The sequence below is a fragment of the Erythrobacter sp. genome, from assembly GCF_011765465.1.
GTDB lineage: Bacteria > Pseudomonadota > Alphaproteobacteria > Sphingomonadales > Sphingomonadaceae > Erythrobacter.
The window spans coordinates 1,151,673-1,165,654 of the sequence record NZ_CP050265.1 but is presented as its reverse complement, the minus strand read 5'-3'; the positions used below and the strand labels follow the sequence as shown (position 1 = coordinate 1,165,654).

Below are 13,982 nucleotides of genomic sequence, written 5' to 3'. Positions count from 1 at the left end.
ATGCCCGAGGCCCCGCTCACCCCCGAAAAGCGCCGTCTCGAAGTCGATCCCGACCTCATCGAGGCCCCGCCGCGCGCACCTTTCGTCGAATTGGGGCTCGCCAGCTGCTTCAGCTTCCTGCGCGGCGCCTCGGATGCGGTGGACCTTGTCCTCACCGCGCGCTCCCTCGGCTATGACGCGATCGGGATCGCCGATGTCAACAGCTTCGCAGGCGTGGTCCGCATCCACACCGAGGCGCGGACTCTGAAACTGCGCCCCGTCATCGGCACGCGGATCGAGACGGTCGAGGGCCTTGCTTTCCTCGCCTATCCGAAGGACCGCGCCGCCTATGGCCGGTTGTGCCGCCTCATCAGCGCAGGCCGGATGCACACGCTCGAAGGTGAATGGCAGGACAAGGGCGTGTGCGAGATCGACCTGTCCATGCTCGCCGACCATGCCGAAGGGAGCGCGCTCATCCTCCTGCCGCCGCGCGACCTCGACGAGCATTTCACCGTGCCCGCCTGGGCGAGCAATGTCGTCGCGCTCGACGGGAGCGAATTCGCCGGCACAGCCACCGGCGCGCTGCCCGATCTCCTGCCGCATCTCGCGCGCGGCCTGCCGACCATGCGCCACTTGGCTGCGAGCTACCTCTACCGCGGCGACGACATCGCCCGGATCGACCGGCTCGACGCGCTGGCGCGGGCGAACGGGCTGGGCCTGCTCGCGACGAACGACGTGCATTACCACGCGCCCGAGCGCCGCCCCTTGCAGGACGTGATGACCGCGCTTCGCCACAAGACCACCGTCGCCGAAGCCGGGCACCTGCTCGACGCCAATGCCGAGCGGCACCTCAAGTCCCCGCAGGAAATGGCCCGCCTGTTCGAGCGCTGGCCGCACGCCATCGCCGCCGCGCGCGAGGTGGCCGACGCCTGCACCTTCAGCCTCGAGGAACTGCGCTACGAATACCCTGAGGAAATCTACCCCGACGGCATGGCGCCGCAGGAATATCTCGAGATCGAGACCTGGGCCGGGGCCGAAAGGCGCTACCCCGAAGGCGTGCCCGAAAGCGTCACCGAGACGCTCGAGCGCGAACTGGCGCTGATCGCCAAGCTCGACCTTGCGCGCTATTTCCTGACCATCAAGGACATCGTCGATTTCGCCCGCAGCGTCGAACCGCCGATTTTGTGCCAGGGGCGGGGGTCGGCCGCGAATTCGGCGGTGTGCTACTGCCTCGGCATCACCAGCGTCGATCCGGCCAAGCACCAGCTCCTGTTCGACCGCTTCATCTCCGAGGAGCGCAAGGAGCCGCCCGACATCGACGTCGATTTCGAGCATGAGCGGCGCGAGGAGGTGATCCAGTACATCTACCGTCGCTATGGCCGTCACCGCGCTGGCTTGTGCGCCACCGTGATCCACTACCGCCCGCGCATGGCGATCCGCGAGGTGGGGAAGGCCATGGGCCTGTCCGAGGACGTAACCGGCGCGCTCGCGCGAACTGTGTGGGGCGGATGGGGCCGCGAGATCGACGAACGCCACGCCGCCGAAACCGGCCTCGACGTCACCGACCCGCATCTTCGCCGCGTGCTCAAGCTGACCGAGCAGATGATCGGGATGCCGCGCCACCTCTCGCAGCACGTCGGCGGCTTCATCCTGACCGAGGGCGCGCTCACCGAGACCGTGCCGATCGGCAATGGCGCAATGCCGGATCGCAGCTTCATCGAGTGGGACAAGGACGACATCGAGGCATTGGGCATCCTCAAGGTCGATGTGCTCGCTCTGGGGATGCTGACCTGTATCCGCAAGTGCCTCGACCTCTTGGAGGACCACCACGACCGCAAGCTGACGCTGGCGAGCGTTCCCCGCGAGGACCCGGAGACCTACGCCATGCTGCGCAAGGGGGATTCGCTCGGCGTGTTCCAGGTCGAAAGCCGGGCGCAGATGAATATGCTCCCCCGCCTGCGCCCGCGCGAGTTCTACGACCTCGTGATCCAGGTCGCGATCGTGCGGCCCGGCCCGATCCAGGGCGACATGGTGCATCCTTACCTGAAACGCCGCCGGGGCGCGGAGGCGGTGACCATCCCCGCGCCCTCGCCGCAGCACGGACCGCCCGACGAGCTATCGAGCATCCTCGAGCGCACATTAGGCGTTCCGATTTTCCAGGAACAGGCGATGAAGATCGCGCTGGACGCCGCGAAATTCTCCAGCGCCGAAGCCAACCGGTTGAGAAAGGCGATGGCGACCTTCCGCAGCCGGGGGATGGTGGACGAACTGCAGGACATGATGGTCGAGCGCATGGTGACGCGCGGCTACGAGCGCGACTTCGCCGAGCGGTGCTTCAACCAGATCCGCGGCTTCGGCGAATACGGCTTTCCCGAAAGCCATGCGGCGAGCTTCGCGCATCTCGTTTACGTCTCGAGCTGGCTCAAGTGCCACTTCCCCGCGGCCTTCGCCTGCGCCCTGCTCAATTCGCAGCCGATGGGCTTCTACGCGCCCGCGCAGATCGTGCGCGATGCGCGCGAGCACGGGGTCGCAGTGCTGCCGGCGGATGTGAACCTGTCGCAGTGGGATTGCACGCTGGAGGAAATCGGCGAGGCGGCGGAGGTGAGTGAAGGGCGCTTCGACCGGCACATTGCCCTCCGCCTCGGCCTGCGCCAGATCGACGGGCTGGCAGAACACGTCGCGGCGCAGCTCATCGCCGAGCGCGAGGAGCGTGGGCCTTACCGCGACGTCGCCGCCTTGCGCGAACGCGCGCGCATCGGCCCGGCCCATGTCGAACGGCTCGCGAGTGCGGATGCCTTCGGCTCGATGGGCCTTTCGCGCAGGCAGGCGCTGTGGGATGCAAGGAGCCTTGTCGCCGCGCCCGACCTGCCGCTGTTCCGCGCGGCGGCGGAAAGGGAGGAGGGCGCGGAGCGGGCGAAGACCCGCTTGCCGCAGATGCCTTTGTCGGAGGAAGTGGTGGCCGATTACCAGACCACGCGCCTCTCGCTGAAGGCGCACCCGATGGCTTTCCTGCGCGCGAGCCTTGCCGATCGCGGCTTCGTGCGCGCGTGCGATCTCAGGTACCGCAAGTTCCGGAGTATGGTGCAGGTCGCGGGCGTCGTCCTCATCCGCCAGCGGCCGGGCAGCGCCAAGGGCGTGTGCTTCATCACGCTGGAGGACGAGACAGGCGTCATCAACCTCGTCGTGTGGCCGGACTTGAAGGAGAAGCAGCGCCGCGTCGTCATGGGTGCGCGGCTGATGGAAGTGCGGGGCCGGGTCGAATATGATGACGAGGTGATCCACGTCATCGCCCACCACATGACCGATGCGACGCACGCGCTCTACGCGCTCTCGGATGATATGCTGAACGCCCCCGTCGCGCGCGCGGACCATGTCAACGCGCCGCTCACCGGGCACAAGCATCCGGCGAGCCGCGCGGACACGGGCGAGAACGAGGCGATCCGGCCGCGCGACCTCATCGACCAGCTTCCGAACACGCGCGGCCATCCGCGCAATGCCCGGATCATCCCGAAATCACGCGACTTTCACTAGGACAGCCCGCAGGCTCGGGTCAGGCCGCCTCGAGCGCGTAGCCGGCCGAGCGGACCGTGCGGATCGGATCCTTCGCGCCCTCCACGCCGATCGCCTTGCGAAGGCGGCGGATGTGGACGTCGACCGTCCGCAACTCGATGTCCGAGCCCGTGCCCCACACTCCGTCGAGGAGCTGCCCCCGGCTGAACACGCGGCCCGGGCTCTCCATGAAGAACTTGAGCAGGCGGTATTCGGTCGGGCCGAGCTGGAGCGACTTGCCGCGCCGCTGGACCTTGTGCGCGACCGGATCGAGCCGGATGTCGCCGACCTCGATCGTCTCGCCGGCGAGCGCCGGGCGGATGCGGCGCATGACCGCAGCCACGCGGGCGAGCAGTTCGCGCGGGGAAAAGGGCTTGGTCATGTAATCGTCCGCGCCGATTTCGAGCCCGCGCACGCGGTCGTCCTCGGCCTCGCGGGCGGTCAGCATGATGATGGGGACGTGCGCGGTTTCCTTGTCGCGGCGCAGACGGCGGCAGACTTCGATCCCGCTGGTGCCCTCGATCATCCAGTCGAGGATGATGAGATCGGGCACGTCCTCGCTCGCCAGCACCATGGCTTCGTCGCCGTCGCCGGTGCAGCGGACCTGGTAGCCCTCGTTCTGGAAGCGGTATTCGAGCAGTTCGGAAAGCGCGGGATCGTCTTCGACAAGCAGCAGTTTCGCAGCGGACATGGCCTTCATCCTCGATTCTGCCCCGGCAGCGCCGCGGGCGATCGAATGCCCCCATGTTTCAGTTTTGCTGCCGTTTTATGAAACGAGCCGGGACAACTTGTCCACATAATGCGCGAGGCCGGGCTCAGCGTTCGTCCTCTGGCGGGTAATTGCCGGTCGCGGCGAAGTGGACCATCTCCGCGACATTGGTGGCGTGGTCGCCGATGCGTTCGAGGTTGCGGGCGACGAAAAGCAGCTGCGCCGCGCTCGAAATGGTCGCAGGGTTTTCCACCATGTGACTGACGAGATTGCGGAAAATCGAGTTGTAGAAAGCGTCCACCTTGGCATCGGTCGCGATAACCTCGCGCGCGAGTTCGGGATCGCGCGCGGCATAGGCGGTGAGCACGTCGTGGACCATCTCGCTGGTCAGCTCGCCCATGGCGGGAAGCAGGGTAAGCGGTTCGAACCGGTCGCGCCCCTCGATCATGCCGACTCGCTTGGCGATGTTCTTCGAATAATCGCCGATCCGTTCGACGACCCCCGCGATCTTGAGCGCCGCGATGACCTCGCGCAGGTCGTCCGCCATGGGCGCGCGAAGGGCAATGATGCGGACCGCGAGCTTGTCGACCTCGGTTTCCAGCGCATCGATCTTCTTGTCGCGAGCGACCACGCGGTCGCCCAGTTCGACGTCGCCGCGCACCATCGCGTCGAGCGCTTCGGCGATCGCCACTTCGGCAAGGCCGCCCATCTCCGCGATCAGGCCGCGAAGCCGGGTGATGTCCTCATCGAAGGCCTTGACCGTATGTTCGCCCATCAGCCGTAGCGTCCTGTAATATAGTCCTTCGTCCGCTCCTCGATGGGATTGGTGAAGATGTCTGAAGTCGGCCCGTATTCCACCATCTTTCCGAGGTGAAAGAAAGCCGTGCGTTGGCTGACCCGCGCCGCCTGCTGCATCGAATGGGTCACGATGACGATGGCGTAGCGGCCCGAGAGTTCGTCGATCAGTTCTTCGATCTTGGCCGTGGCGATGGGGTCCAATGCCGAGGCGGGCTCGTCCATCAGTATGACCTCGGGGTCGACCGCGATGGCGCGCGCGATGCACAGGCGCTGCTGCTGGCCGCCCGACAGCGCCGTGCCCGAATCGTTAAGCCGGTCCTTGACCTCGTCCCAAAGCCCGGCGCGCGTCAGCGAGCGTTCGACGATCACGTCGAGATCGGCCTTCTTTTCGGCCAACCCGTGGATCTTGGGGCCGTAGGCGATGTTGTCGTAGATCGACTTGGGGAAGGGGTTGGGCTTTTGGAACACCATGCCGACCCGGGCGCGCAGCTGCACCACGTCCATCGCATCGCCCAGGATGTTCTCGCCTTCGAGTTCGATCGAACCTTCGACACGGGCGGCCGGGATCGTGTCGTTCATGCGGTTGAAACAGCGCAGGAAGGTGGATTTGCCGCAGCCCGAAGGCCCGATGAAGGCGGTCACGTAATCGGGCGAGATGTCGATCGACACGTCGTCGATCGCCTTCTTGTCCCCGTAATAGACCGAGACGCCCCGCGCCTTCATCTTGGCGCTTTCGTCTTCCATGTTCTCGTGAATGACAGTCACCAGGTCTTCTCGAATCTGTTGCGCAGGTAGATGGCGATGCCGTTCATCGCGAGGAGGAACAGCAGGAGAATGATGATCGTCGCGCTGGTGCGCTCGACGAAGCCGCGGTCGATTTCGTCCGACCATAGGAAGATCTGCATCGGCAATACCGTGGCGGGCGCGGTAAAGCCATCGGGCGGGGTGGCGACGAAGGCGCGCATCCCGATGAGGATCAGCGGCGCCGTCTCGCCCAGCGCGCGGGCCATGCCGATGATCGTGCCGGTCAGCATTCCGGGCAGGGCGAGCGGCAGGACGTGGTGGAACACGACCTGCACCGGCGATGCGCCCACCGCGAGCGCCCCGTCGCGGATCGAGGGCGGGACCGCCTTGATCGCGTTGCGGCCCGAAATGACGATGACGGGCATGGTCATCAGCGCCAGCGTCATCCCGCCGATGATCGGCGTCGAGCGCAGGTTCGGGAACACGGTCAGGAACACCGCGAGGCCGAGCAGGCCGAAAATGATCGAGGGAACCGCGGCGAGGTTGTTGATCGACACTTCGATCAGGTCGGTCCAGCGGTTCTTGGGCGCGTATTCCTCAAGGTAGAGCGCGGCGAGAATCCCGATCGGAAAGGCCAGCGCGAAAGTCACCAGCATGGTCAGCACCGAACCCTTTAGCGCGCCCCAGATGCCCGCCATCTGCGGGCTCGTCGCGTCCGAGCGGGCGAAAAAGCCCCAGTCCCAGTTCTTGGCAAGCTTGCCCTCGGCCTCGAGCCGGTCGGCCAGAGCCTGCATTTCGGGCGATCCCTCATCGTTGAGACCGGAGGCAAGGTCGGAGGAGGCGGGCAGCCAGATCGTCGTCTTGCCGTAGACCAGTGCCGGGTCCTCGGTCAGCGCGCGGGCGACGTCGCGCCAGGCGTCCTGGTAGACCTGCTGCGCGCCTTCCTCGCCGAGCGAGCGTTCGGCATAGACCTCGACCACTGCGGGCAAGCCCTGCATTTCGAGCACCTGCATAGCCGAGGGCGCCTTCAGCGAAATCTCGTCCCCGGTCACGCCGGCTTCGGCAAAATCGATCTCGACCGCGAGTTCGGCCCGCTGGAGTCCGGGGATGCCGTTCACCAGCATATTGCCGAGGAGGAACACCAGCGCGGCAATCGAAAAGGCGATCGCGGCGATGCCGAGCGCCTTGAAATTGCGCTCGGCACGGTAACGCTTCGCCAGCCGCTTTTCGAAGGCGGCGGTGCGCGTCGGACGCTCGCTGGCGGGCATGGCCGCCATGTCGGGGCTGAGGGGCGTGCTACTCATAGGCTTCGCGGAACCGCTTGACGACGCGCAGGGCGACGATGTTGAGCGCGAGAGTGACCAGGAACAGGACGAAGCCAAGCGCGAAGGCGCTGAGCGTCGCCGGGTGGTCGAAACTGCCTTCGCCGGTGAGCATTTTGACGATCTGGACCGTGACCGTGGTCATCCGGTCGAACGGGTTGGCCGAAAGGTTCGCCGCGGTCGAGGCGGCCATGACGACGATCATCGTCTCGCCGATCGCGCGGCTGACCGCGAGCATCACCCCCGCGACGATGCCGGGCAGGGCGGCGGGGAAGAGCACTTTCTTGATCGTTTCCGACTGGGTCGCGCCCATCGCAAGGCTCCCGTCGCGCATCGCGCCGGGCACGGCGGCGATCGAATCGTCAGCCATCGAGGAGACGAAGGGGATGATCATGATGCCCATGACGATGCCGGCGGCAAGCGCGCTTTCGGTGGATGCATTGGTCATGCCCAGCGCCACTGCCGCATCGCGGAAGGCGGGCGCAACCGTCAGCGCGGCGAAATAGCCATAGACCACGGTGGGCACGCCCGCGAGGATTTCGAGCATGGGCTTGACCCACGATCGCACCCGCCGGTCGGCATATTGTGTGAGGTAGACCGCGCTCATCAGGCCAAGCGGGATCGCGACGATCATGGCGATGATCGCGCCGATGAAGATCGTCCCCCAGAACAGCGGGATCGCCCCGTAGCGCGACCCATCCGGGTTTTCGGGATTGCTCATCGGGTCGGGGTTCCAGAAAGTCCCGAAGAGGAAATCCAACGGCGAAACCATGCCGAAAAAGCGCACGGTCTCGAACACGAGGCTTACGAAAATGCCGAAAGTGGTCAGGATCGCCACCAGCGAGGCGAGCAGCAGCACGCCCAGCACGCTGCGCTCGACCCTTGTGCGGGCGTGGAAATCGGGCCGAACCCTGAGGTAGGACCACGCGCCGCCGGCGAAGGCGATGACCAGCGCGATGGCGATCCCGATCAGGTTGTAGCGCGAAATCGCTTCGCGATAGGGTTCGATGAGCGCTTCGGCCCCGTCGTTGAAGACGCCCGGCGCATTGCCTTTCGCCACCGCGCGCGCCTCGGCGAGCCAAGCCTCGCGTTCGAACCCGAATGCGGGCAGATTCGCCGCGGCGGGGCTCGCGAGCACGCTTTGCGTCACGAAATAGGGCGCAACCGCCGACCACAGGGCGATGAATGCGACCAGCGGAAGCACGATCCACAAGGCGACATACCATGCATGATAGACCGGCCGGGCGACCGGGCGGCGGCCGGGGTCGGCGTTCTGGAACGCCCACGCCCGCGCGCGCCCCGCCAGCCAGCCTGCAAGGCCAAGCCCGATGGCAATCAGGATAAGCGTGATCGGCGACATCAAACGACTCTGTTGGGCCCTTTTTGGGGCTGTCCGGCTAAGGGGGAATCGACCTGGCGGAACCGCCCGGGTTCTTAACCCCTGCCCTTTGGCGACCCCATGTTGAAGAAATAAGACACTCCGCTCACGACATCTCCTGCGCCTCGCGCGGTTCGTTCGCCGGGGTATCCTCCGCCTGCTTCGCGCGCTCCTCGGTTTCGGCCAGCGGGATGCGGACCGATACCCTGGTCCCTTCGCCGAGCGCGCTTTCGATGTCGAGCCGCCCGCGGTGGCGTTCCACGATATGCTTGACGATAGCAAGGCCCAGGCCGGTCCCGCCCGACGCCCGGCTGCGCCCCGGATCGGTGCGGTAAAAGCGGCGGGTGAGATGCGGGATCTGTTCCGGCGCGATGCCTTCGCCGCGGTCGATCACCACGAGCCGCGCCTGGTTTTCGCGCGAGAGGTCGAGCACGACCCGAACCGGCGCATCGTGCGCGCCGTATTTGAGCGCATTGTCGACGAGGTTGCGAACCACCTGTTCGAGCTGCTGTCGGTCGCCGTGGACGACCGGGGCGGCGCTGAATTCCAGTCGCAGGCGCTCGGTCCGGTCCGGCCCGGCGCCCTCACGCGCGGCGCGTTCGACCAGCGGGGCGAGCTCGATGCGTTCCTGCGGGGGATCGTGCTTTTCCGCCTCGACCCGCGAGAGGCTCATGAGATCGCTGATGAGGCTCTGCAACCGCCTCGCCTCTCGCTCGATCGTGGCGAGGAATTTCTGCGCCGTGGGCGAATCGAGACTTTCCCCGCTTTCGCGCAGGGTTTCGACATAGCCCAGGATCGCCGCCATCGGCGTACGCAGTTCGTGGCTCGCATTGGCGACGAAATCGGTGTGCGCGCGGGAAATGTCGGCTTCGGCGGTCTGGTTGATGAGCTCGATCACCGCTAGCTTTTCGTCGATCGCCTGGCGGTTGATCTGCCAGATGTCCTGCCGACGCACGAGCCCGCGCACGATCGCCTGTCCGTTGCGGTTTCGCCCCAGCAGGGTGATCGCCTCGGGCTGGCGGAAGATCACGCGCGCGTCCTGACCGACGATGTGCTGGCCGAGCATCCGCCGGGCCGCGCGATTGGCGAGCGCGATCGCGCCCTGTTCGGTCACAAGCAGCGGGATCGAGGAATTCTCGATCAGGTCGCGCATCGATTCGACGGTGAATTTCTTCTCGACCGTGACGGTCGGCGGCTCGGGCGGGCGAATCGTGGCGACGAGCAGCGAGCCGACCCAGACCGCCAGCACCGCGAGCGACACCACGGGATCGATGCCGAGCAGCAGCAGCGCGACGAAGGTCACGGCCGCGAGGCTGATGCCCGCAATGGGGAAGGTCTCGATCCGGCCCATGGGAAAGTGCCTTATCGCCTCGAACCCGATCAGGGAAGGATGGAGAGTGGTCGCATCCCGCGCGAGGCGGGGGAAGTGGTGACCCCTACGGGACTCGAACCCGTGTTTCAGCCGTGAAAGGGCCGCGTCCTAACCGCTAGACGAAGGGGCCACGTTCGCCTGCGGGAGCCGCAAGCGCTTGCGAGAGCGCGCATCTAGGGGTGTCGCCGGGACGGGTCAACCCCGCTTTGCCCCTTGCTTGCGTTTTTTTGGCGGCGTCCCGTTCGTACGCTTGAAGACCACCCGCTTCACTCGGCTAAGGCGGCGTCTTCGAAGTGGAGTTCGGCCGCAGGGCGCGCGCCCCAGTCGTCGAGCTTGACGCGGCCCGCGAGGTGGAAGCGACGGCCCTGGTGGCGGTGGAGGAGGGTCTGGGCCATCTCCGTCTCGGCCGCGCGGAAAGCGATGGCCTTGAAGGAACGCCCGTCATTGCCGCTTGCGATAATCCGCAGGTGGTCCTTGCCCACGATGTCGGCCTTCACGATCCGCACCGGGCCGACCGCGACGCGCGGGGCGGGCCAGCCGACACCGTATGGCCCGGCCGCTTCCAGCGTCTCGCACAGGTCCGGGGTGAGGCCGCCGGGCGCGAGCGAGAGGTCGAGCGCCATCGCCGCCCCGGCGCGGGCGCGCTCGACATCGCGGGCGAGACGCGAATCGAGGAACTCGATGAAGGCGGAGAGCTTGTCATTCGGGATGGTAAGGCCGGCCGCCATGGCGTGCCCGCCGCCTGCGACGAGCAGCCCGGCTTCGCGCGCGGCAATGATCGCCGCGCCGAGATCCACGCCGGAGATCGAGCGGCCCGAGCCCTTGCCGGTCCCTTCGCCCTCGTCCTGCGCGATGACGATCGCGGGCTTGCCGGTCTTCTCCTTGATGCGCCCGGCGACGATGCCGATGACGCCCGGATGCCAGCCGCTTCCGGCGAGGACATGGACCGCCATGTTGTGCTGGCCGGAAAGCTGCGCTTCGGCCGCTTCCTGCACCGCCGCCTCGATCGCCCGGCGCTCTTCGTTCAGCTGCGAGAGTTGCTCGGCGATGGCGCGCGCTTCCTCCGGGTCGCGGGTGGTGAGCAGGCGCACGCCCAGGGTCGATTCGCCGATCCGTCCCCCTGCATTGATCCGCGGGCCCAGGGCGAAGCCGAGATCGCTCGCGATGGGCGGGCGGGTGATTCGGCTTGCGTCGATCAGCGCCGCCATGCCGATCCGCGAGCGCCGGGCGAGCACTTTCAGTCCCTGTGCGACGAAGGCCCGGTTGAGCCCGTGGAGCGCGGCGACATCGGCCACCGTGCCCAATGCAACGAGGTCGAGCAGGCCCATGAGATCGGGCTCGTCCCTCTGCTCGAAATAGCCTTGCACGCGCAGGGTCCGAACCACGGCCACCGCGAGCAGGAAAGCGACGCCGACCGCAGCAAGGTGGCCATGCGCGGCGGCAAGGTCGCTTTCATCGAGCCGGTTCGGATTGACCAGCGCGGCGGTCTCGGGAAGCTCCGCTGCGCATTTATGATGGTCGACCACGATCACGTCGACGCCGGCCTTCTTCGCCATGGCGAGCGCTTCGTGCGCCATCGCGCCGCAATCGACCGTGACGATCAGGCTCGAACCCTGCTCGGCGAGCTTCACCAGCGCTTCCCCGCTTGGCCCATAGCCTTCGAGCAGGCGGTCGGGGATGTAGTAATCCGCATCGCTCCCGAGGCCGCGCAGCAATTCGATCATCAGCGCCGCGCTGGTCGCACCGTCGACATCGTAGTCGCCGTAGATCGTCACCTTCTCGCCCGACAGGACAGCGGCCGCGATACGTTCGGCCGCGCGGTCCATGTCCCGGAACTCGGAAGGATCGGGAAGGAAGCCGCGCAGGGTCGGCTTTGCATGGCGCTCGATGTCGTCGGCCGCGACTCCGCGGGTCACCAGCAATTGCGCGAGAATACCCCGTTCGAGCCCGGCGGGGCCGCCTGCAAGCTCCATGTTACCGCCGCGCCAGTGCCATGCGCGGCCCGACAGGGACTGCGTCACGCCGAGAACGCAGGCGCGCGCATCGGGAGAAGAGAGCGGACGGGTGGCCATGGTGGCTGCACGCTACACCAGCGCGACGGCGCGCGACAGGGCGCGGTCGTTGACAATCGACAGGTGCGGCGGGCAGGCCCACCGCATGAGCGACCCCGCCCCCTCCCGCCGCCTGCTGATCGCCTGGCACAGCCGCACCGGCGCGAGCGAGGCCATGGCCCGCGCTGCGGCCGAAGGAGCAGGCGATGCCCTGCTGCTGCGCTGCGACGCGGTCGAGCCGGAGGCGATCCTGTCGGCGGACGGATACCTGTTCTGTTGCCCCGAAAACCTCGCCACGATGAGCGGAGCGATGAAGGAGATGTTCGACCGCTGCTATTACCCCGTCCTCGGAAGGATCGAGGGCCGGCCTTTCGCAACCATCATCGCCGCCGGGTCGGACGGGGAGGGGGCCCAGCGCCAGATCGACCGGATCGCGCAGGGCTGGCGCCTCAAACGGGTGGCCGAGCGCATGATCGTCAACTTCTCTGCCCAGACCCCGGAGGCGATCCTGGCCGAGAAGACCGTGCCGCAAGCGAGGCTGGCCGAGTGCCGCGAGCTGGGTGAGGGACTGGCCACGGGGCTGCGCGAGGGAATCTTCTGAAACGCCCATCCCGCGCTGGAACAGCTTGCAATCGGGACTCGACGGGACCCGCCAAACACGCCAAACTCTCCCGTCATCGGGGCCGGGTTCGGGACCGGTTGGCATTGGGGGAAAGGGTCATCTCGCAGCGGGCGAATGACAGTGCCGGGCTTTACCTGCTGTTTGCCGCGGGCAAACGGCCCGGTCGCGCTGCCATTCGCCAGTTCACAGAGCGCCATCCGGCGGTCTCGCTCAGCCATGACCCGTTCGATTCTCCGTCACCCGAACTGGTGACGGCAAACGGGGATGCGGGAACGGCCCCACCGCAGGCAGGCCCCGACCTTGCCGAAAAGGTATGGGTCGAACTGCTGCGCGACGGACTGACTTTCGACCTGCGCGGCATGGTGCCGGGGCGTGCCTGCCCGGTGCCGCTGGCCGAACACCTGTTCGACATGGGCGATGCGCCTGCGCCTACGACCTGCGAGGCGATGCGGATCTTGCCCGGACCACATCTCGCAGGGGCAGGGCGCAGCGTGCCGGTCATCCGGGGCATGGTCGCGCTCGCGCGCGATCTCGTCCACCATTTCGACGATCTCGTCGCGGTCGCGTGGCCGCCTGCCAAAAGCGCCATAGGGCGGCGTTTCTTCGAATCGACCGTCACCGCGTGGCTCGAGGGCGGTGCCTTTCCCGCGCTCGGCCTGACCGCGTTTCGCGAAGGGCTTGACGGGGCGTTGCACAGCGTCGGGCTCCAACACTGGATCGGGCAGGAGCTTAGGATCGAGCCGCCGCTCGCGAGCGACCGCGCGACCGCCACCCGGCTCGGCGTGCGGCTCGTCAACCAGTTGGTGCTGGTCGGTGGCCTTTCCGAAAGCGAGCGCATCATCGCGCCCGACGGGACGCGTCTGGTCCTGCGCCCCTCGCGCAACGGCAAGTTCATCCGGGTCTGGCGGGAGTGAGGCTTGGGCGGGGGAACGACCGGGGGTGCGACGACGGATGCGGGACGGGTGGCGATTCCCTTCCGCAGCGTCAATCGCAGGGGCAGCCCCGGCTTCGACCCCGGTATGCAGCGTCACCATCTGCTCCCCCGCCAGCTGCTTTCGCGGCGCTGTTTCGGGCCGATGTTCGAGATGGTGGGACGGCGCGAAGTCGGATTCGACGATTTTCGCATAAACGGCTTGTTGTTGCCTGCCACCGAGGAAGCGACGCTGCGCAGCGGGATGCCGCTGCACCGCGGACCGCATCGGCGCTACAACGAGGTTGTGATCGAGCGGGTCGGGCGGATCGAGGCGCGCTGGTCCTTCGTGCGCCGGCACGCGCCCGAGGAGGCAGCCGAAGAAGTGGTCATGCGGCTCGGCCTGCTGCAGGCGGCGCTGCGCCGGCAGCTCCTTGCCGAGCGGCGGCGCTTCCTGCTCAACAGGAAGGATCCGCTCGGCGCGGGCTTCGACTTCAGCGAACTGGACGCGATGGCCGACGCGCTGTGGGCGGCGACCTGACCGGGGC

General features: G+C 67.1%; 11 protein-coding genes and 1 tRNA gene. 4 read left to right on the top strand and 8 right to left on the bottom strand.

Annotation, left to right across the window (positions count from 1 at the left end):
- Nucleotides 1–3,510, top strand: coding sequence for an error-prone DNA polymerase (locus G9473_RS05625; RefSeq protein ID WP_291137019.1), 3,510 nt, complete (start codon nt 1–3; stop codon nt 3,508–3,510).
- Nucleotides 3,511–3,529: 19 nt separating this feature from the next.
- Here G9473_RS05625 and phoB read toward each other — a convergent pair whose 3' ends face one another.
- The 8 genes from phoB to recJ all read right to left on the bottom strand — a co-directional run bounded on the left by phoB (nt 3,530) and on the right by recJ (nt 11,923).
- Nucleotides 3,530–4,219, bottom strand: coding sequence for a phosphate regulon transcriptional regulator PhoB (gene phoB, locus G9473_RS05620; protein WP_291137017.1), 690 nt, complete (start codon nt 4,217–4,219; stop codon nt 3,530–3,532).
- A gap of 124 nt (nt 4,220–4,343) precedes the next feature.
- Nucleotides 4,344–5,012 (bottom strand): phosphate signaling complex protein PhoU, encoded by a 669-nt coding sequence (gene phoU, locus G9473_RS05615; RefSeq protein WP_291137014.1) that lies wholly within the window; start codon nt 5,010–5,012, stop codon nt 4,344–4,346.
- Entirely contained in the window at nt 5,012–5,779 is a 768-nt protein-coding gene (gene pstB, locus G9473_RS05610; RefSeq protein WP_291138250.1) for a phosphate ABC transporter ATP-binding protein PstB, read from the bottom strand. Before pstB ends, phoU begins: the two co-directional genes overlap by 1 nt.
- Before the next feature lie 17 nt (nt 5,780–5,796).
- Entirely contained in the window at nt 5,797–7,083 is a 1,287-nt protein-coding gene (gene pstA, locus G9473_RS05605) for a phosphate ABC transporter permease PstA (protein ID WP_291137011.1), read from the bottom strand.
- Entirely contained in the window at nt 7,076–8,461 is a 1,386-nt protein-coding gene (pstC, locus tag G9473_RS05600; protein ID WP_291137008.1) for a phosphate ABC transporter permease subunit PstC, read from the bottom strand. Before pstC ends, pstA begins: the two co-directional genes overlap by 8 nt.
- A 124-nt stretch (nt 8,462–8,585) precedes the next feature.
- On the bottom strand, nt 8,586–9,830 hold the full coding sequence (locus G9473_RS05595; RefSeq protein WP_291137005.1) for an ATP-binding protein: 1,245 nt from the start codon (nt 9,828–9,830) through the stop codon (nt 8,586–8,588).
- A gap of 76 nt (nt 9,831–9,906) precedes the next feature.
- Nucleotides 9,907–9,981 (bottom strand) — tRNA-Glu (locus G9473_RS05590).
- A 136-nt stretch (nt 9,982–10,117) separates the two neighbouring features.
- Nucleotides 10,118–11,923 (bottom strand): single-stranded-DNA-specific exonuclease RecJ, encoded by a 1,806-nt coding sequence (gene recJ, locus G9473_RS05585; RefSeq protein ID WP_291137002.1) that lies wholly within the window; start codon nt 11,921–11,923, stop codon nt 10,118–10,120.
- An 85-nt stretch (nt 11,924–12,008) separates the two neighbouring features.
- Between recJ and G9473_RS05580 the strand changes: the two genes are divergently transcribed.
- The 3 genes from G9473_RS05580 (at nt 12,009) to G9473_RS05570 (ending at nt 13,975) form a co-directional block, all read left to right on the top strand.
- Nucleotides 12,009–12,503, top strand: coding sequence for a flavodoxin family protein (locus G9473_RS05580; protein ID WP_291136999.1), 495 nt, complete (start codon nt 12,009–12,011; stop codon nt 12,501–12,503).
- Nucleotides 12,504–12,607: 104 nt separating this feature from the next.
- Complete coding sequence (locus G9473_RS05575; RefSeq protein WP_291136996.1) at nt 12,608–13,438, top strand: hypothetical protein; 831 nt, start codon at nt 12,608–12,610, stop codon at nt 13,436–13,438.
- A 48-nt stretch (nt 13,439–13,486) separates the two neighbouring features.
- Nucleotides 13,487–13,975, top strand: coding sequence for an AHH domain-containing protein (locus tag G9473_RS05570; protein WP_291136993.1), 489 nt, complete (start codon nt 13,487–13,489; stop codon nt 13,973–13,975).
- The last annotated feature ends 7 nt before the right edge of the window (nt 13,976–13,982 follow it).